Origin of the sequence: Psychrobacter sp. TWR1-1-1, assembly GCF_049895865.1 — a bacterium.
Taxonomy (GTDB): Bacteria; Pseudomonadota; Gammaproteobacteria; order Pseudomonadales; family Moraxellaceae; genus Psychrobacter; species Psychrobacter immobilis_A.
Genome location: NZ_JAFCTE010000006.1, coordinates 139,347 through 159,079, shown reverse-complemented (window position 1 = coordinate 159,079; position 19,733 = coordinate 139,347). Strand labels below are relative to the sequence as shown.

General features: G+C 43.3%; 15 protein-coding genes and 1 pseudogene. 4 read left to right on the top strand and 12 right to left on the bottom strand.

Features of this window, described 5'->3' with window-relative positions; translation table 11 throughout:
• Positions 1 to 71 precede the first annotated feature (71 nt).
• Positions 72 to 404, top strand: coding sequence for a hypothetical protein (locus tag ACP69U_RS08065; RefSeq protein WP_314884692.1), 333 nt, complete (start codon positions 72 to 74; stop codon positions 402 to 404).
• 123 nt (positions 405 to 527) lie between these two features.
• Here ACP69U_RS08065 and ACP69U_RS08060 read toward each other — a convergent pair.
• The 8 genes and pseudogenes from ACP69U_RS08060 to ACP69U_RS08025 all read right to left on the bottom strand — a co-directional run bounded on the left by ACP69U_RS08060 (position 528) and on the right by ACP69U_RS08025 (position 13,563).
• Positions 528 to 2,191 (bottom strand): annotated as a pseudogene (locus ACP69U_RS08060) (BCCT family transporter).
• 236 nt (positions 2,192 to 2,427) lie between these two features.
• Entirely contained in the window at positions 2,428 to 4,056 is a 1,629-nt protein-coding gene (locus tag ACP69U_RS08055; RefSeq protein WP_426138257.1) for a BCCT family transporter, read from the bottom strand.
• Positions 4,057 to 4,232: 176 nt separating this feature from the next.
• The gene (locus ACP69U_RS08050; RefSeq protein WP_314884694.1) at positions 4,233 to 5,486 is read right to left on the bottom strand and encodes a PQQ-dependent sugar dehydrogenase; all 1,254 of its coding nucleotides are present in this window, start codon (positions 5,484 to 5,486) and stop codon (positions 4,233 to 4,235) included.
• Positions 5,487 to 5,675: 189 nt separating this feature from the next.
• Positions 5,676 to 8,273, bottom strand: coding sequence for an ATP-dependent chaperone ClpB (clpB, locus tag ACP69U_RS08045; protein WP_045445524.1), 2,598 nt, complete (start codon positions 8,271 to 8,273; stop codon positions 5,676 to 5,678).
• Positions 8,274 to 8,706: 433 nt separating this feature from the next.
• Positions 8,707 to 9,297 (bottom strand): L,D-transpeptidase family protein, encoded by a 591-nt coding sequence (locus tag ACP69U_RS08040; protein ID WP_201539871.1) that lies wholly within the window; start codon positions 9,295 to 9,297, stop codon positions 8,707 to 8,709.
• A 315-nt stretch (positions 9,298 to 9,612) separates the two neighbouring features.
• Positions 9,613 to 10,404: an SDR family NAD(P)-dependent oxidoreductase gene (locus tag ACP69U_RS08035; protein ID WP_372862318.1), complete on the bottom strand. Its 792-nt coding sequence runs from the start codon at positions 10,402 to 10,404 to the stop codon at positions 9,613 to 9,615.
• 89 nt (positions 10,405 to 10,493) lie between these two features.
• On the bottom strand, positions 10,494 to 12,218 hold the full coding sequence (locus tag ACP69U_RS08030) for an AMP-binding protein (protein ID WP_426138256.1): 1,725 nt from the start codon (positions 12,216 to 12,218) through the stop codon (positions 10,494 to 10,496).
• A gap of 214 nt (positions 12,219 to 12,432) precedes the next feature.
• Positions 12,433 to 13,563: a DNA topoisomerase IB gene (locus ACP69U_RS08025; RefSeq protein WP_314884696.1), complete on the bottom strand. Its 1,131-nt coding sequence runs from the start codon at positions 13,561 to 13,563 to the stop codon at positions 12,433 to 12,435.
• 181 nt (positions 13,564 to 13,744) lie between these two features.
• Here ACP69U_RS08025 and ACP69U_RS08020 point away from each other — a divergent pair, with 181 nt between their 5' ends.
• The gene (locus ACP69U_RS08020) at positions 13,745 to 14,197 is read left to right on the top strand and encodes a GNAT family N-acetyltransferase (protein ID WP_087813767.1); all 453 of its coding nucleotides are present in this window, start codon (positions 13,745 to 13,747) and stop codon (positions 14,195 to 14,197) included.
• A gap of 100 nt (positions 14,198 to 14,297) precedes the next feature.
• Here the strand turns inward: ACP69U_RS08020 and ACP69U_RS08015 are convergent, their stop codons facing one another.
• The 3 genes from ACP69U_RS08015 to ACP69U_RS08005 all read right to left on the bottom strand — a co-directional run bounded on the left by ACP69U_RS08015 (position 14,298) and on the right by ACP69U_RS08005 (position 16,562).
• Positions 14,298 to 14,582, bottom strand: coding sequence for a pyrimidine/purine nucleoside phosphorylase (locus tag ACP69U_RS08015; RefSeq protein WP_087813766.1), 285 nt, complete (start codon positions 14,580 to 14,582; stop codon positions 14,298 to 14,300).
• Between the two features lie 66 nt (positions 14,583 to 14,648).
• Positions 14,649 to 15,744 (bottom strand): peptide chain release factor 2 gene (gene prfB / locus ACP69U_RS08010; RefSeq protein ID WP_314884699.1). Its coding sequence is split into 2 segments (ribosomal slippage): positions 14,649 to 15,671 and positions 15,673 to 15,744, totalling 1,095 coding nucleotides; the frame shifts between segments, so codons are not numbered across the junction.
• Positions 15,745 to 15,860: 116 nt separating this feature from the next.
• Positions 15,861 to 16,562 (bottom strand): HAD family hydrolase, encoded by a 702-nt coding sequence (locus ACP69U_RS08005; protein ID WP_087813764.1) that lies wholly within the window; start codon positions 16,560 to 16,562, stop codon positions 15,861 to 15,863.
• A gap of 268 nt (positions 16,563 to 16,830) precedes the next feature.
• Between ACP69U_RS08005 and ACP69U_RS08000 the strand changes: the two genes are divergently transcribed.
• Positions 16,831 to 17,280 carry a hypothetical protein gene (locus ACP69U_RS08000; RefSeq protein WP_087813763.1) on the top strand — a complete coding sequence of 150 codons (450 nt, stop codon included), beginning with the start codon at positions 16,831 to 16,833 and terminating at the stop codon, positions 17,278 to 17,280.
• A gap of 102 nt (positions 17,281 to 17,382) precedes the next feature.
• On the opposite strand, the gene ACP69U_RS07995 is transcribed toward ACP69U_RS08000, so the two are convergent.
• Positions 17,383 to 17,919: a gamma carbonic anhydrase family protein gene (locus ACP69U_RS07995; RefSeq protein ID WP_087813762.1), complete on the bottom strand. Its 537-nt coding sequence runs from the start codon at positions 17,917 to 17,919 to the stop codon at positions 17,383 to 17,385.
• A 437-nt stretch (positions 17,920 to 18,356) separates the two neighbouring features.
• Between ACP69U_RS07995 and carA the strand changes: the two genes are divergently transcribed.
• Positions 18,357 to 19,589: a glutamine-hydrolyzing carbamoyl-phosphate synthase small subunit gene (gene carA / locus ACP69U_RS07990; protein WP_087813761.1), complete on the top strand. Its 1,233-nt coding sequence runs from the start codon at positions 18,357 to 18,359 to the stop codon at positions 19,587 to 19,589.
• Positions 19,590 to 19,733 lie beyond the last annotated feature (144 nt).

Below are 19,733 nucleotides of genomic sequence, written 5' to 3'. Positions count from 1 at the left end.
TTCATCACATGGTTACAACCAGCTATCGATAACAGGGACTTACCGAACACTATTTATAAGGACATATGATTATGAACCACTTATTCAAATCATGGCGATTATACCTGTCATTATTAGGGTTATCAGTCACTATTGCCTTAGCTGGCTGCAATAACATCCAAAGCATCGATACGCCTGACACCGCCCCTATTCATAGCACTGGGCACAGCCAACAGAACAGCGACAACCCTTTCATCAAGTGCCCACCTTACAACCCTGAGCAAACGATGTGTACCGCGCAATATGATCCTGTGTGTGTCAAAGTAAAAACCAGCTCAGGATTTAGTTATCGCACTGCGGGCAACTCATGTTCGGCATGTGGCACAACGGCGGCAGTAGGTTATGTTAAAGGACAGTGCTCATAACTTTGCTTCATAACTTTGTGTAAATACTTTATATCAAACTAAAAAAGGCAATTAAATCATATAAAAAATCACCCGCTTAATCATAGGCGGGTGCTTTTTTATTATTTTTCAGATCAATAAAATCTAACCTTCAGGCTTTTCGATATCAGGTGGGCCTGTCAGTAAATCTTCATCACGAAATTCATTGGCTGAATTATGCTCTGCTGACTCTTCGGTGACAAACCATTGCTGGTTGCGATACAGTATCAAACGATCTCGACTCAAGCCGCGTAATAAGGAGTACATCATAACGACTATCACAATCGCAAAAGGGAAACCTGACACAATGGAAGCCGCTTGTAGCGCACTCAATCCACCTGCTGCTAATAGTACGGCAGCGATGACACCCTCTGTACCCGCCCAAAATAGGCGTTGAATTTTAGGTGGATTGGCATCGCCACCTGAGGTCAACATATCAATGACGAAACTGGCAGAATCCGATGACGTGACAAACCAAAGCACAATCATCACTACGATAAGCAAGTTCAAAGCTGACGTAAATGGATAAGATTCCATCAGTTTAAAGATGGCACTGCCAGTATCTGCTTGGACAGCCTCAATCAAGCCAGGACTAATGAGATTGGGATCAGCGGCTGCCATTAATTCCATATTAACGGCTGAACCACCGAAAGCGGTGAACCATAAGAACAAAATAGTAATAGGAATTAATAACACCCCTAAGATAAACTCACGAATGGTTCGACCACGAGAGATACGAGCCACAAACACACCAACGAAAGGCGACCAGCTTATCCACCATGCCCAATAGAAAATCGTCCATGATGCCTGCCAGTTTTCTTGACCATCATACGATTCTGTCCAAAGACCTAATGGCACAATTTGATGCAAATAATTGCCAATATTTTCTACAAAGCTATTAAAGATAAACTGGGTCGGGCCTAAAATAATCACAAAGCTGAGCAATATCACAGTAAATAATATATTGGTATCACTTAAGCGCTTAATCCCTTTATCTAGCCCCATAAATAGAGACAGACCTGCCAACATAGTGATTAAGGCAATCAAAATAATTTGCACTGTAATATTATTGGGTATGCCAAATAACGTCTCAAGACCTGAGTTAATTTGCAATACCCCAAGACCTAAAGTGGTCACTACTCCAAACATCGTACCAAATACCGCTAGTGTATCGACCGTATGACCCCAGCCACCATAGATTTTTTTGCCCAATATAGGATATAGTGTCGACCGAATAGCCAGCGGTAAGCCCACTCGGTAATGGAAATAAGCCAATGACAACGCGACCATGCCATAGAGCGCCCACACATGCAAACCATAGTGCAAGAACGAGATATTCATCGCTTGCTTGGCGGCAGCTACTGTTTCAGCTTCTCCTAACGGCGGCGCCATAAAATGATACAAGGGTTCAGCCGTACCCCAATAGAGCAGGCCAATACCGATACCCGCGGAAAATAGCATGCCAATCCAAGATACTAGATTGTATTCTGGTTTCTCATTTTGATGACCAAGCCTGATATCGCCATATCGCCATAACGACTAAATATCATGTAAATACTCATCACCAACGTTAAGTTGACCACTACAATAAAGAACCAGCCAAAACGCAAAGACACGAATGCTTTTGCATGACCAAACAACAGTTCTGCTTGCTCATTAAAAAGAGCACCAAAAATAATGAACACAAGAATTAATAACGCTGAAGTTAAAAACACAGGTTTACTTACCCGCGGAAAAGGGCCTAAGCGGCCAACTTTTACATGATCCATTTAGTCATCTCAATTTTTGAAGGGGCTCACCTTAACAAGATACTGCACAACTATCAAATCGAATCAGACACTTTATAGCCTTGCTATTGGTTAGCAAATAAAAAAATCCTAAGATAACGATGCATCTTAGGATTTCAAATCACAATTGTTATATTGTGTTTTTACGTAAAAAAAGAAGAAGCTAACTGCCTGATTCATTTCATAAAAACAGTATTAAGGCTGATATATATAATCTGCTAATCACCTTTCACGATTTTAGGTGGTCCTTTTAACAAATGCTCATCAGTAAACTCATTGGCTGAATTATGATCTGCGGATTCTTCGGTAATAAAATGCTGCTGAGCGCGATACAGTATCAAACGATCTCGGCTCAAACCACGAAGTAACGCATACATCATCGCAAATACTACTAAAACAAATGGCAGTCCTGCAACGATAGCCGCTGCTTGTAACGCACTTAGTCCACCAGCAGCAATGATACCTTCCGTACTTGCCCAGAATAAACGCTGGATTTTTGGTGGGTTGGTATCACCACCTGCGGTCAACATATCAATCACAAAGCTTGCTGAATCGGATGAAGTCACAAACCAAAAGACAATCATAACGACAATCATTAAGGTGATTGGTTGTGCCAATGGATAAAATTCAACCAATTTAAAAATTGCACTACCAAAATCCGTTTGCACGGCTTCTACCAATCCTGGACTGGCCATAGCGGGATCAATAGCAGCTAAGAGCTCCATATGAATAGCAACGCCACCGAAAGTGGTGAACCAAAAGAACAAAATCAGCATGGGAATCAATAAAACACCCAGTATAAACTCACGAATAGTACGACCACGACTGATACGCGCGATAAATACGCCAACGAACGGTGCCCAACTTACCCACCATGCCCAATAAAATATCGTCCATGATGACTGCCAATTTTCTTGACCTTCATACGATTCACCCCACAGACCTAGCGGTACAACTACCGAAAGATAATTGCCAACATTTTCAAGATAGCTATCAAAGATAAAAAGCGTCGGCCCTAAGATGACCATAAACCCGAGTAGGATTGCCGTCAGTCCGATATTAATATCGCTCAAGCGCTTAATACCTTTGTCTAAGCCCATCATGACGGAAAAAGCAGCTAAAATAGTAACGAAAACAATCAGACCGATCTGTATCGTTAGATTATTAGGAACACCAAATAGTCGCTCAAGTCCTGAATTAATCTGCATAACGCCAAGACCAAGCGACGTTACCACACCAAACATCGTACCAAATACCGCTAAGATATCAACGGCGTGTCCCCACGAGCCATAGATTTTTTTGCCCAATAGAGGATAAAGCGTTGAACGAATCGATAACGGCAAGCCACGGCGAAAGTGAAAATAAGCCAAAGACAATGCAACAATCGCGTATAGCGCCCATGCATGTAATCCCCAATGCAAGAATGTAAAATTTATGGCTTGCTTAGCGGCTTCTATCGTTTCCGCTTCTCCGAGTGGTGGTGCCATAAAGTGATACAAGGGCTCAGCCGTCCCCCAATACACCAATCCTATACCAATACCAGCAGAGAACAACATCCCTATCCATGAGAACAAACTGTACTGTGGCGTCTCAGTTTGTGCACCTAGACGAATATCGCCATAACGGCTCATCGCGAGATAAATACAAAGCAACAATGCTAAAATAATAAATAACCAGCCGAACTTATCTGTAATAAAGTTCTGCAAAAAGCTAAATAACACACCAGCGGTTTCAGTAAAGAAAGCACCAAAGATAATAAATCCAATAATAAGTAGCGCTGAAATAATAAACACAGGTTTACTTACCCGTGGAAAAGGGCCTAACCTGCCAACTTTTACATGATCCATTTGTTTGTTAGCCTTAGTTTTTTAGGAAGAATACCTTAACAAGATACCTCTCAACTATCAAATCTAATTAGCTATTTACGTTTTTCTTATTGACAGAAATAGACCAAAACCATTTATCAGCCTAACCTACAATAGTGCAAACGCTTGGAAAGTTGAAGAGCAATGGCTACTAATCACTACTGCGGAATCAATTGTAATAATCCACTATTATCGCCATCTTCTAATACCCAAACTTGTCCATCTACATTTAACACACTACGAATACGCTCGCCCATATCATAGCGATAGCGCTCAGTCGCGTGACTATTTTCATCAAAATCGACGACTATCAGCGCTTTAGATGATAAGCCACTAATGAGCGCATTACCTTGCCACGCTGGGAAATCATTATATTTTCCAGCGTTATAAATACTCATCGAGGACGGCGATATCACTGGCGTCCAACTAATTTTGGGCGACGTAAACTCAGGACGCGTCTCATGGTCAGGAATATCAGTGCCTGTATAGTTACGCCCATTTGAGACGCTTGGCCAGCCGTAGTTATGACCTTTTTCAATGAGATTGAACTCATCACCGCCCCGTGGTCCCATCTCATGCGCCCAAAGCCTACCTTTTTCATCGAACGCCATACCCAATACATTACGATGTCCTATACTCCAAAACTGCGCGGCAATGTCATTGCTATTATCTACAAAAGGATTGTCTGCTGGAACAGAACCGTCAGGGTTTAGGCGTACTATTTTACCCAGATTTACACTCATGTCTTGTGCTGGTGTTTTTTCTTGGCGCTCGCCTGAACTGATATATAAATATTTTCCGTCAGGCGAGAAAAGCAAGCGATGACTATAATGCCCCTGCCCTTTTACTTTCGGTATTTGCTCCCAAATGGGCGTAAGATCCTGCAAACGTGGCGTGGCTGTATCCAATCCTATCAATGTCGCTTTGATGACTTTAGCGCCAAATTTATTATTATCAGTGTCATTCCCTGCTTCAACGTAGCTCATATAGACATGATTAGAAGTAGCAAAATCTGGTGCAAAAACGATATCGCCAAGACCACCTTGCCCACCATAAGCCACTTTCGGGATACCACTGATGGCTGTCTTGGCACCTGTTGCCGTATCAACAATGAATAACTCGCCTGTCTTTTGGGTGACAAGTAATTTAGGGGGCTCATTATTAACGGTAGGTAATGCTGTCATTGCCCAAGGCTCATCAAACGTAGCAGTTTTTTTGGTGATAAAGGTGGGCTTTTCGGTACTTGCTAGCGATTCACTAGCAGAGGCTTGTCCTTCTCTATAGTCTGTCAGGTCTTCATGGGTATTGACGGCAGTTTGATTGGAGCAAGCAGGAGCACTAAACAGCAGTGCGCTGATCATTATCGGTAACATTAATGGCGTGCTTAGGTGCTGCATACTGATGATCGTCATTTTGTCGTCTCCGTAACTGTTGATGTCTTATTCCTAGTGCTTAATTTTTAGTGCTTAGTTTATTTATAACATAGTCAAAGCACTCAAACCGTAAATAATAATGGCGCACAAAAAAACCCCTTACCTGCCTGTAGAAAAAATAGGCAAGTAAGAGGTTGGTTTTAAACCACGGTCAGTTAGGGTTAGATATTAATTCATGCTACGTTTCTCAAACACCAACTTATCATCTGCGCCGACATCGACTTTGATGATATCTCCTGCGCCAAAATCACCAGCCAATAGCTTCAATGACAATGGATTTTCAATTTCCTGTTGGATCGCACGTTTTAGTGGACGTGCGCCATAGACAGGATCATAACCAATCGCAACCAGTTTGTTCATCGCATCAGCTGATAGCTCGATATCCATCTCACGCTCATGCAAGCGCTGGCGCAAGCGATCCAACTGAATCGCAGCAATACCTGACATCTGCGACATACCGAGCGGATGGAATACCACAATCTCGTCGATACGGTTGACAAACTCTGGGCGGAAATGCTGCCCAACTGATTCCATCACCTCAGCTTTGATATCTTCGTAACTTTCACCGACCATCTCTTGGATTTTGTGCGAACCCAAGTTACTGGTCATAATGATGACCGTGTTTTTGAAGTCCACCACGCGACCCTGTGAGTCCGTTAAGCGACCATCGTCCAATACTTGTAGCAAGATATTGAACACATCAGGGTGCGCTTTTTCAACTTCATCAAACAAAATCACACTATAAGGCTTACGGCGTACCGCTTCGGTTAATGCGCCACCTTCTTCGTAGCCCACATAACCTGGAGGCGCACCCACCAAACGACTGACACTGTGCTTCTCCATATACTCACTCATGTCGATACGAACAATCGCATCTTCAGAGTCGAATAAGAAGTTCGCTAGTGACTTGGTTAGCTCCGTTTTACCGACACCCGTTGGTCCTAAGAATAAGAACGAACCTGAAGGGCGATTCGGATCAGACAAACCAGCACGGCTACGGCGTACCGCATTGGCGACCGCTTCGACTGCTTCATCTTGACCGATGACACGTTCATGGAGCTTTTCTTCCATCGCTATCATCTTGTCACGCTCGCCTTGCATCATTTTACTGACTGGAATGCCAGTCGCTGCCGCTACGACTTCGGCAATTTCATTATCCGTGACTTTGTTACGTAGCAGTTTTACACCACTACCTTCGCCTGTCTGCTCTTTTTGTTCTGCCAAGTCAGACTCAGTAATGCGGCGCTCAAGCTGCGGAATCGTTTCATACTGCAGCTTACTCATAGTCTCGTAATCACCTTCACGACTGGCTTTGTCATAGGCGATACGCGCTTTATCCAGCTCGTCTTTTAGCTGCTGACTGCCTTTGACCAAGGCTTTTTCTGCTTGCCAAATCTCATTAAGGTCAGCGTACTCTTTTTCTAGCTCTTCAATTTGTGCATCAAGCACTTTACGCTCGGCTTGCGCACCAGCGTCTTCTTCATTTTTGAGCACTTCGCGCTGCATTTTCAACTGAATCAAGCGACTATCAAGCTTACCTAAGGCTTCAGGCTTGCTGTCCATCTCCATACGTAAACGACTCGCCGCTTCATCAATTAAGTCAATCGCTTTATCTGGCAGCTTGCGATCGGTAATATAACGATGGCTCATCCGCGCAGCAGCAATAATCGCGCTGTCTTGGATATCAACACCGTGATGCAGCTCATAACGCTCTTTTAGACCACGCAAAATCGCAATGGTGTCTTCGACCGTTGGCTCATCGACCAGTACTTTTTGAAAACGACGCTCAAGAGCCGCATCTTTTTCGATGTACTGGCGATACTCATCGAGAGTTGTCGCACCGACACAGTGTAGCTCACCACGCGCAAGCGCAGGCTTTAGCATATTACCGGCATCCATCGCACCATCGGCTTTACCAGCACCTACTAAAGTATGCAACTCATCGATAAATAAGATGACATTGCCTTCTTGCTTTGATAAATCGCTGAGTACCGCTTTGAGTCGCTCTTCAAACTCACCACGGAATTTTGCACCCGCAATCAATGAGCCCAAATCTAACGACAACACTTCTTTGCGGCGTAGTCCTTCTGGTACGTCACCATTGATGATTTTTTGTGCCAAACCTTCAATGATAGCCGTTTTACCAACACCTGGCTCACCAATCAGTACTGGGTTATTTTTGGTACGACGCGACAGTACTTGAATGGTACGACGAATCTCTTCATCGCGACCAATCACAGGGTCAAGCTTACCAAGTTCCGCCTGCTCAGTTAAGTTAATGGTATATTTATTCAGCGCATCACGCTGATCTTCAGCATTTTGATTATTCACGGTATCATCACCTCGCAATTGCTCAATGACTGTTTTTAATTTACTCGCTGTTACGCCTGCACTCTCAAATATCTTTTTGGTTTCACCTTGCTCAGCGAGCGCCAACATCACCCATTCAGTGGCGATAAAATCATCGCCTTCTTTTTGTGCTTGACGGTCTGCCAAGTTCAAAATTTTAACCGAATTTGGGTTTAAATTTACATCACCTGTTGGCTCACTAATCGTTGCTTGATTGTCGAGCGCCTTTGCCACACCATTCTTTAGCGCAGGGATAGACGCGCCTGCTTGTTGGCAGATAGATAAATTAGACTCATCCTGTAGCAATACTGCAAGCAGATGCACAGGATCAATACCTGTATGGTCACGTCCCAATGCTAGGCTCTGTGCTTCTTGAATGGCTGATTGTAGTTTCTGGGTAAATTTTTCGAACCTCATAATTGTGTCCTTTTATAATTAGTATTATCAGTCAGTGGATGCAACATAAAATACCGAACGCGCAGCATTTAAACATAGCGCTTATCGTCAATTTTATCGTGCTTCAATCACCGTTAGTTGTTATATATATAAGGTATAACATACAAGATTTCAACCTACTTGTGCAAGTTGTCAATCAATTTCTATGACTTATTAGTAAATACTGAAAAATAGTAAGATTTTATATAGGTAAAAACCTTACCCATAGCAATGATATTATCACAAACTATCAATAGGCACACTAAGAGAGTATTTCAAGAGGATAAATAAAAAACAACTAAAAGAGAAGCTTGCTCAACAATGAAAGGCAAACAAGAGACAGCTATAGCAGAGATTTTGATGCGCTAGTAACTGCTAGAAATTTACTACACGATAGTCAGCATTAACATAACGCTCATTCTACAATTTCTATCGATGTGCCAACCTTAACTGCCGCCATAATCTCATCCATCTCATTATCAGTGACCGCAATGCAACCATCGGTCCAATCACGTTGTTGGTTAATCCACGCTAGATGACCGAAGCCGTTCATCTGCCCATGAATCATAATATCGCCACCAGGATGGACGCCGCGTGATCGTGCCCGAGCTTTGTCCGCAGCATTGGGGTAGCTTATATGGATGGAGCGATGGGCAATAGAGTTCTCATTCTTATAATCTAAGATGTACGCCCCCACGGGTGTGCGCTCATCGCCTTGCTGCTGTTTATGACCAACCGGACTATCTCCTAGCGCAATACGATAGGACTTAATGACTTTATCACCACTCAATAGCTGCAAAATACGGTCGGATTTATCGACAAAAACTTTATCGATAACCACCGTACTAGAAATAGGCTGACCATTATTGCCTGTACTTTTTGCATCCGAGGAGGCTGTTTTGACATACCCTATCGCACTGGTGCTCATAATGGTTGTCAGTCCCAGTCCTATCACAACGAACAATCGACGCGGCTTTTTGCTGAAATGTAGAGAAAAAAATGACATGGGCTTTAATAACTCCGTTTGGCGTTAAAGAGTGAAATGGCAACATACCACGCTATCAACTTATCAAAGTACCATACCAGTTTTTGTGAAAATTTCATGGATAACATTAGGGCGTGTCCTCAATTCAATCGTTTACTTTCTAAATGGCCTAAAAATAGCTAGATTTTGCCAAACATCGTCAAATAGCTTATTAATATCTCGATATTATTTGCGCTACTTTCCTTGTTTGATAGCAATTTATCTCATTTTTATCACCATTTTTAAAATGAGGACACGCCCTAGGATCTTTTGAACATAAAAACTTCGTTAATACCATTACACCATACGAATCGCGCCATCTAAGCGAATGACTTCTCCATTGAGATAGGCATTATCAATGATATGCATGACCAACTTGGCAAACTCATTGGGATTGCCCAGACGCTTAGGATAAGGTACGCCCGCCTCTAGTTGTTCGCGCGCTTTTTCAGGGATAGTCTCCATCATCGGTGTGGCAAAGACGCCCGGCGCGATAGTCATGACGCGAATACCATGACGTGCCAGCTCACGTGCTAGCGGTAAAGTCAGACCGACGACACCTGCTTTTGACGATGAATAGCTTGCTTGTCCTACTTGCCCATCGAAAGCGGCAATAGAAGCCGTATTAATAATGACGCCATTATCAGCGTTCTTCTCTACAGAGCTGTCTGCGTTATTGGCATTTGCTACACGCTTTGCAATACTGGCTGCGACCAAACGCGCGACATTAAAAGAACCGACAAGATTAATATTGACGCCGCGACTAAAAGCATCGAGATCTGCTGGGTTATTATCACGGTCCAGCAGCTTTTGTACCACAGCGATGCCCGCACAGTTGATAGACCCTTGCAAACCGCCAAATTTTTTTTCAGCTGTATCCACAGCCGCTTGCACCTCATCACCACTGGTCACATCACAGCGTGTAAAGCGAACGTTATCGCCTAGTTCCGCCACCAACGCTTGACCAGCTGATTCATTCAGATCTGCGATGACGACGTTACCACCTTGCTTGACAATAGCACGAACCACTGCCTCTCCCAAACCTGATGCACCGCCTGTGACCAAAAAGCTCTGTTGTTCAATGTGCATAATTATTCCTTTTATTAATGTTTTTACTGTTATTTTTATCAGTCATCGATTTTTATCTTAACCTGACAATATGAGTGCATTGCGCTTTATTAAGCTGCAGATAAACTGCGCAGCAAAAAGCGCTGAATTTTACCACTTGGGGTTTTTGGCAACTCTTTTACAAACTCAACCTCACGTGGATAAGCGTGAGTTGATAAACGTCTGCGCACCAAATCTTGAATCTCTTTAGCAATCTCGTCTGTGCCTTCGATACCGTCTTTTAGCACCACATACGACTTAATGGTATGACCACGCACTTCGTCTGGCACGCCAACTGCCGCTGACTCTGCGACTGCCTCATGCTCCAGCACTGTGTTTTCAACATCGGTTGGTCCAACGCGATAACCTGCGGTAATGATAATGTCGTCATCACGCCCTGAAAACCAATAGCTGCCATCACTGTGACGCTCAACCACATCGCCTGTTAAATAGTAATCATCAGCGAAAGCGTCTTTTTCGTTCCAGCTATAGCCGCGGAAATAGAATGCGGGCGATTGACTGACCACTACGGCAAGCTGTCCTTGTTCGCCATCAGCTAATATATTCATATCATCATCTAATACAACGAGTGTATGCCCCGGTAGCGCCATGCCCATCGAGCCAACTGGACATTCATGTGCCAATGCATGGTGCTCACAGCAAGTCATACCCGTTTCGGTCTGCCCGTACTGATCGCAGACTTTACAGTTTAAATAGGTTTCAACCCAATTGACCACTTCGGTATTCAAGGTCTCGCCTGCTGAATTGGCACAGCGCAATGATAGTTTAGCCTCATTGTCATTATTATTGTCATGGTGAGATTTTTCAAACACGCCACTCGATTTCATCATCCGAAACGCTGTCGGTGATGACGCCAAATTACTAATCTTATGACGTACCATAAAATCACGAGTATTTTGTGCATCAAAGCCAGCTTCATTAAAATACGTGGTTACCCCTAATAACAAAGGTCCTGTAATCGCATAATAAAGACCGTATGCCCAGCCTGGATCAGCCATGTTCCAGTAATTATCATCCGCTCGCAAGTCAATCGCATAGCGCATGTAAAGATAAAACGCTGAGAGCGCGCTTAATGGCACACTAACGCCTTTTGATTTGCCAACCGTACCTGAGGTAAACATTTGCAGAAAGGGTGCATCAGTATCTAATGAAACCGCGTCTACCGTTTGCGACTGCGTTGCGACCTTTTCAGCGTAGCTATCATCACCCCAGCTTTGCGCATCTACCTTGCTACCAACCAGCACCATTTTGGTTTGTTTGGCCAAGTCGTCAAACTTGCCACGATTTTCTTGATTGGTAAAAACCACTTTGGTATTGGCTTTGTCCATACGATACTTAATCGAATCATAGCCAAAAGCAGTAAATAACGGCTGATAAACCGCACCGATCCGCCAAGTCGCGAGTACAATGGTGAGCAGCTCAGGAGTGCGAGGTAGCATGGTCGCCACTTGGTCACCAACTTGTACGCCATAAGACAACAATAAATTGGCGACTTGTGCGCTTGCCTTATCAAGCTCAGCAAAGCTCATGCGCGTTATGTTGCCAGCGGTATCTTCATGAACTAATGCCAAATTATCGCCGCGACCATCACGCACATGACGACCACAACATGCCATATAAGCGTTCAAGCGATCGTCTAAATGCTCGCCAAATATCTCTGTTAATAGCGCGTTCATATCAAAATTATGATAGTAATCGCTGTAGCTCATTAGCGGGTGTGCAGTATAATTTGAAGCGGTATTTACGACTGATAGGTCTGTAGAAGAGGTGTTCATAAGCTAATCCTTTAGCAATAGCAGGTAACGGGCGAAATAAGAGCATTGTCAGCAGAAAAACAGGCATATCCTAGCAACTGTTTTTTCTGCTTGTTCGCACATATCAATGTGCATAGACTCTATTAGTAACGCATTTTAATATTTATTTCAATACATAACGTATCATTTTTATAATTCAATCACAAACTCTTGATGGAACTTTATTTCAAAGCACTCAGCAGCCACTTAAAAATCCCAGCAGCGCCTTTTCTTCATAACTTTGATGCTGTTTAGTACGTCCACGGCGCGCTTGTTTATAAGATTCAAAGAACTGCCCCGCCAAAAAGCGCTCTATAATAATGGGATTAATATAAGATATTCGGCAGACAGCAGGGGTATTGCCCAGCTCATCAGCGACACTTTTTACCATAACAGTCACCAGTTGCTGACGTTCTTTGCTCTCAGGTTCACTGGATAAAATTGCTTTGCCAGACTTGGTTTGTAGCTCATCATAAAGATAGCTTGCTGCCAGCACACTGGCCATCCAAGTACGAAAGTCCTTTGCGCTATATAAATTACCGCTATACATCTCACTGTCACGACCATGACCGCTAGTATGCGTGCGTAGATAGTCGTTGATATCGCTACTGTCGACGACTTGTTTATGACCCTTGTCATCCAAATATTTAAAAATCTGATAACCAGGTAACTCAGAACATGCCTGTACAATCTCAATCAAACGCTCGTCTTGCAGCTCTATATGATGCTCTTTGGCACTTTTACCGACAAAATCAAACGCCAGTCCGTTATCAGTTTCGCTCACGTGCTTACTGCGTAGAGTACTCAAACCATAGCTCTTATTGAGCTTGGCATAGCGGCTGTTGCCGATACGAATCAAGGTCGTTTCTAATAGTTTGACCACTGCTGATAAGACATTTTCACGGGATAATGATTTGGCTTTCAAGTCTTTTTCGACTTGCGCACGCAGGTTTGGCAACGCCTCAGCGAAGCCTATCATGGCATCGAACTTGGCTTGGTCACGTACGCGATCCCACTCAGGGTGATACAGATACTGTTTTCGTGCTTTGTCATCGCGCCCCGTCGATTGCAAGTGCCCTTTATCATCTTGGCATATCCAAACCTCTGACCACATCGGTGGTATCACTAGCGCATCAAAACGCTGTCGCAAGGCTTTGTCTTTGACCGTTTTGCCTGTGGCGTCTTTATAAGTAAACCCGCGCCCCCAACGCCTACGCGTAAACCCAAGCTCATCATCACTGACATAGCGCAGATTAGCAAGGCGAGCGAGTTTTTCATAATCATGGCGTATGTCATGCGTGGTTGTTTGGTCATTTAGCGTCGCCATAATACATACTCGATTGATAAAATAGTCGTTTTAGCATAATGAATTGCAATGGTTTTTGCTGTTTATTTGCCACGAGCAAAGTGTAATCAATGTATAAAAAAACACGCTTAAAAGGGTTCTAAATAATGGGCTTTTGAGCCATAATTTGATAACAATCACAATTTAATTTGAATAAAACACAATGAAAAACACCTCTATAAAGATAGCAGCACTATCTAAAGACGATTACGATGTTTGGCTCAACTTATGGCAAAGCTACCTGACGTTTTATGACACTCAACTGCCATCAAGTACCACCCAAAACACGTGGCACAGTTTACTGGATAGCGATGTACCGATTTATGGTTTTGGTGCTTGGCAGGACGACAAGTTAGTAGGTATCACCCATGTGGTGCTACACCCCAATACTTGGAATACCACTGAATGCTGTTATTTAGAAGATTTATACGTCAATGAACAGGTACGCGGACAAGGCTTAGGACGAGTACTGATTGAAAAGGTGTATGAGTTCGCTCGTAGTAAAAACTGCAACCGTGTGTATTGGACAACACAAGAGGGCAACACCACGGCGCGCAAACTCTATGACGCAATCGCCACTCAAACAGACATGGTGCAGTATCGTAAAAACCTATGATTTGTACTACCTGTCTTATGACTTACAATGAATGAGCAAATAAAAAACGCCAAGCGTTAAACACTTGGCGTTAATCTGTTGACTACTACTCTAAAAATAATTATTTACCATAAATACATAAATAAGCCGTTTCTACTGCCACTTTTACTTGAAACTTCTGATTGGCTTCAACGGTAAATTGCTCACCTGCATTAAAGGTTTGCCACTCATCACTTTCTGGCAATTTGACCGTCAATGCACCACTGACCACGCTCATGGTTTCAAATTCGCTGGTACCAAACTCGTACTCGCCAATTTCCATCACCCCAACTGTTGCAGGCTTAGTTGCCGTTTGAAAGGCAATAGAAGTGACTTTATTATCAAAATAACTGTTAACGCTTGGCATAATTTTCCTTAATTAAGTGTTGGTTGATATTTTAAATTTCTTTAGAGCGGTCGTTATCACTTGGCTTTACAATCCGGCTTTTAAGCTCGCTTCGATAAACTGATCGAGATCACCATCGAGTACCGCACCAGTATTAAAGGTTTCAACGCCAGTACGCAAGTCTTTGATACGTGAATCATCAAGCACATAAGAGCGAATTTGACTGCCCCAACCGACGTCTGACTTGCCATCCTCGACCGCTTGCTGAGATTCCATGCGTTTTTGCATTTCAAGCTCATAAAGCTTAGCACGCAGCAACTTCATCGCCGTCGCTTTGTTCCCATGCTGGCTACGCTCGTTCTGACAAGTGACCACCACGCCACTTGGCTCGTGGGTGATACGTACCGCAGAATCGGTCGTGTTCACATGCTGACCACCCGCACCCGATGAGCGATAAGTATCGATACGCAAATCTGCTGGATTGATGTCAATCTCGATATTATCATCAATTTCAGGCGACACAAAAACGGCAGCAAACGAGGTATGACGACCGTTATTGCTATCAAATGGTGATTTACGGACTAAGCGATGCACGCCGATTTCGGTACGTAACCAACCAAAAGCGTAATCCCCTTTAATCTCAATCGTTGCTGATTTAATACCAGCCACGCTACCAGAAGACACTTCAATAACTTCAACTTTGAAGCCATGCGATTCCGCCCAGCGGGTATACATACGCAACAGCATCTCTGCCCAATCTTGCGCTTCAGTGCCACCACTACCCGACTGGATATCCAAGTAGCAGTTATTAGGATCCACCTCACCACTAAACATCCGGCGGAACTCTAAATCAGCAACGCGTTTCTCCGCATTGTCGAGCTCTGCTTGCACATCCGCCAGCAAGGATTCATCCTCTGCTTCTACCGCCAGCTCCAGCATGGTAGACGCATCTTCCAATGTGCTCTCAAGCGACACCACAACATCGATGACGCCATCAAGCTGGCTTTTTTCTTTATTAATTTTAGTCGCACGCTCTGGATCATTCCATAGCTCGGGGTTTTCTAACTCTAAATTGACTTCTTCTAAGCGTTCTTGCTTACCATCGAAGTCAAAGATACCTCCGCAAGTCCTGCCCACGCTCTGATAAATCTTTGATTCGTTCTTGATACGGATTGATTTCCATAAGGTTTCCTGTCTTTTTAAATAAATATCTCACTGATATGGCGCTATTTTAAATGAGATTGACGATAAATAGTTGGCTAATTATGACTGGCTTTATATTAAATAACGTTAAATAGCCTAAATCGACCAATCCTCAACCGCCCAGCAATGGGCTAACGCATGCGCATGCAGCGCGTCATCAGGTGACACACAAATAGCCACATCCGCCCACTCAAGCAGCGGAATGTCATTTTTGGAATCTGAATAAGCATAAGTTTTATCAAACTCAACACCCGCTGATTTTTGCTTATCTATCCATTTATTAAGATGATAAATCTTACCCTCTTTAAAGTTTGGCTTGTCGGTAAGTTTACCCGTATAGCGCTCATTTTTTATCTCAAGCGGCGTTGATAGCACATTGGCACCTTCGATACCAAAACGCTTGGCAATGGCTGATACTACAAAATCATTGGTCGCAGAAATAATCACCACCTCATGACCTTTTTCAACATGCTGACAAAGCACTTCCATCGCTCTTGGGCGTATGTGCGGCTCAATTTCACTTTTAATATAGTCTTCTCGTAGCTCATGCAATCTATCCATTGGCAAGCTACTTAAAAACTGCGCCACAAATTCATTATATTCCGTCGCATCAAGCGTACCTTCGATATAGTCTTGGTAAAACTTTTGATTGGCCGTTCGATATTGCGCTTCATCGACGAGGTCGTGTTTGACGATATACTCGCCCCATAAATAGTCGCTATCGACGTCGAGCAAAGTATGATCTAAATCAAAAAGTGCCAGCTCTTTTGGAGAAAGTTGTACTTGTGTTGCCTGCATAATGAGACCTTATTATTGTTTGTTGAAAGACAGAAATACAACTGGTTTTTAATAACTTCCGCTTTGGAGATAGATAATGATATGAAAAAATTTCTCAATAATTTTTCGTGAATGCTACTGCTTACCAAACAAAATTATGGTAAATTTATTTATATAACTTGTGGTTAGGGCGTGTCCTCACTCTGAACGAAAGCGCCTAAATGGGCTGAAAATGGTGATGCGCCCTAGTATCTGTTTTGCTTACTTCATCATAAAAATAGAGAATCGCATGGAAGCGCCTGATGTCAAAACTGTCTTGCCAAGTAAAACGCGTCGCCCTGCCCGTTCGATCAGAGAAATCAGACAACGTCAGCTGGGTAAAAGCTATCAATCACCTTTCGACCGTATACTGTATGCGCTCTTAAATGGTGTCATGTACGGAGTTGGTGGTTTACTGATCGATCTTGCTATCGTGGTTATTCGCTCAATAGCTGGTATAGGTAATGGCGACGTTTTTTGGTTATTCACCCCATTTATGTTGGTCGTAGGCGCAATCATGGGTTTTATCGTTGGTAAAAATGCTGGCGCTGAAAGCGTCAATGCGCTCAACATCAACGAAACAACCAATCATAACGCTTACCTTAATGACTACTCTATACGCCACGATATTTTTCGTGGACTGATTATTGGTATTATCATTTTTGCCATTATTTGGCTAGTCATGATGCTCATGGCATAAATTGTTAGCATAAAAAGCCTCTATGTAAGGATGGTTTGCCTGATTCATATAAAAACAACAGATCAATATCAGACAATTCATGGATTCTTTATAAATTTTTGCTTAATCAGGCATGGCTACTTCTGTTAAGCCCGTTTTAAATTTTTGACAACGCTCCGCATAATGCATCGCTGATAATTTCAACATCGCTGCTTGCTCGTCCGTTAAGGTTTTGACCACCTTTGCAGGCGCACCCATGACGAGTGAGTTGTCTGGAATCTCTTTGCCTTCAGTAACCAATGCCTTAGCACCAATAATGCAATTTTTACCAATCTTGGCATTATTCAATACCACTGCCCCAATACCAATCAAGCTATTATCACCAACTTCGCAGCCGTGCAGCATCGCTAAATGACCAATGGTGACATAGTTGCCGATTTTGACCTCAATACCTGCATCAGTATGAATGACACTGTTTTCTTGCACATTGCTATAATCACCGATATGAATGCGCTCATTATCACCGCGAATCACTGCCCCAAACCATACGTTAGCTTGATGACCCAAATAGACATCACCTATCACTCGTGCTGAGTCTGCGACCCAACCATTAAAAGGTACCGCGAATTCGGGCACCTTGTCTAAATATTGATAAATCATAACGGCTCCTTGTTATATATAGTAATGAAATAGGTCAATCATGAAAATTAGTCATGAAAACCAATCATGAAAACCAGATATCTCGATTTGCTGTCCATTGTGGCAAAGCCAAAAGGGAAAATCCAGCGCTATTAATGGCTAATAATTAAAGGCATACTTTTCAATCTAAAAATCGGCTGGCTATCTGCGGGCAGATTGTATATAATGCGCAAAATCTGTGCCTAAGCGAGCGGACATGATGCAAGTTACCTATTCACTATCTAGTGGGTTTTGTAGTTTCCATCAATAATGTCTTCTCGCTTTTTTGTGGAAAAATTTTGGGTTTAGCTGTTTTTTAGTATCCATTAATAGTAATTTTTGCGATACAAAAAACCATTTCTAATCTAACATTTAATCATGAAAATCATGGCACTCACCAATAACAGCGGAGGCAACCCTTGAATTCATCGGCAGAAATACAAGCAATTTTGGCATTAGCAGACGGTACGATTTTTCGCGGTGTGAGTATCGGCAGTCTCGGTCATCGTGTCGGTGAGGTGGTGTTTAATACAGCCATGACAGGGTACCAAGAAATCCTAACCGACCCAAGTTATGCGCGCCAGCTGGTCACCCTAACCTATCCGCACATCGGCAATACTGGTACCAATAGCGAGGACACTGAGTCTGGCAATGGTCATCAAGTATGGGCCGACGGTCTTATCATCCGTGATGCCACCATGGTCACCTCAAACTTCCGTAACTCAGAATCACTGAGCGACTATTTATCACGTAACGATACCGTCGCAATCGCTGAGATTGATACCCGTCAATTGACTCGTCTACTACGTAATAAAGGCGCACAAAATGGCTGTATTATGACCGCCTCAGACGGCGAGACAATCAGCGCTGCTGACGAGCAACAAGCCATCAAATTGGCACAAGAGTTTGCTGGTATCGAAGGCATGGACTTGGCAAAAGAATGCTGTACTAAAGAGACGTTCGAATGGACAGCAGGTACGTGGGATTTATCAGATACCCTACTTAACCGTGATGCCATTGGCAGTCATGATAGCGGTACAGGCGGATTTTTCAAGCAACTAGGTACGCATATCGAAGCAAAATACAATGTCGTCGCTTATGACTTCGGTAGCAAAACCAATATCTTGCGTATGCTGGTTGACCGCGGCTGTCATGTAACCGTCGTTCCTGCACAAACGCCTATCGCAGATGTGCTGGCGATGAACCCAGATGGTATCTTTTTATCAAACGGTCCTGGCGACCCTGCAGCCTGCGACTATGCTATCGATGCCGTACGTCATATCATTGAAAAAACTGATGTGCCAACCTTTGGTATCTGTTTAGGTCATCAGTTGATTGGTCTAGCTAGCGGTGCAAACACCATTAAAATGAAAACCGGTCATCACGGTGCCAACCATCCAGTTCAAGATTTAGCGACTGGCACAGTTATGATTACCAGTCAAAATCATGGCTTTGCGGTTGATGAAGACACGCTGCCTGCTAATGTTAAATCGACCCATCGCTCACTATTTGACGGTACCAACCAAGGTATCGAGCTAACTAATAAGCCGGTCTTTAGCTTCCAAGGTCACCCAGAAGCCAGCCCAGGTCCGCATGACTGCGCGCCACTGTTTGATAAGTTTGCAGATATGATGGCAAAGTCTAAAGCTTAAGCAGTTAATCAGCTTTTAAGTATCAGTCATTAGCAAGCAGTAAGTATTCGTTATACAGCTTAGATCACGCATGATGGTTTAAGCTGAGCCACGCAAAATATCGTTTTATTAAAGTGTTGCTTTATTAAAATATAGCACTGTTCA

Coding starts and splice junctions, on each gene's coding strand:
- ACP69U_RS08025 (WP_314884696.1), bottom strand. CDS start 13,563: ATGGCGACGCTAAATGACCAAACAACCACGCATGACATACGCCATGAT.
- ACP69U_RS08005 (WP_087813764.1), bottom strand. CDS start 16,562: ATGCAGGCAACACAAGTACAACTTTCTCCAAAAGAGCTGGCACTTTTT.
- ACP69U_RS08040 (WP_201539871.1), bottom strand. CDS start 9,297: ATGTCATTTTTTTCTCTACATTTCAGCAAAAAGCCGCGTCGATTGTTC.
- ACP69U_RS07995 (WP_087813762.1), bottom strand. CDS start 17,919: ATGATTTATCAATATTTAGACAAGGTGCCCGAATTCGCGGTACCTTTT.
- ACP69U_RS08015 (WP_087813766.1), bottom strand. CDS start 14,582: ATGCCAAGCGTTAACAGTTATTTTGATAATAAAGTCACTTCTATTGCC.
- ACP69U_RS08050 (WP_314884694.1), bottom strand. CDS start 5,486: ATGACGATCATCAGTATGCAGCACCTAAGCACGCCATTAATGTTACCG.
- ACP69U_RS08020 (WP_087813767.1), top strand. CDS start 13,745: ATGAAAAACACCTCTATAAAGATAGCAGCACTATCTAAAGACGATTAC.
- ACP69U_RS08035 (WP_372862318.1), bottom strand. CDS start 10,404: ATGCACATTGAACAACAGAGCTTTTTGGTCACAGGCGGTGCATCAGGT.
- ACP69U_RS08000 (WP_087813763.1), top strand. CDS start 16,831: ATGGAAGCGCCTGATGTCAAAACTGTCTTGCCAAGTAAAACGCGTCGC.
- ACP69U_RS08055 (WP_426138257.1), bottom strand. CDS start 4,056: ATGGATCATGTAAAAGTTGGCAGGTTAGGCCCTTTTCCACGGGTAAGT.
- ACP69U_RS08065 (WP_314884692.1), top strand. CDS start 72: ATGAACCACTTATTCAAATCATGGCGATTATACCTGTCATTATTAGGG.
- clpB (WP_045445524.1), bottom strand. CDS start 8,273: ATGAGGTTCGAAAAATTTACCCAGAAACTACAATCAGCCATTCAAGAA.
- ACP69U_RS08030 (WP_426138256.1), bottom strand. CDS start 12,218: ATGAACACCTCTTCTACAGACCTATCAGTCGTAAATACCGCTTCAAAT.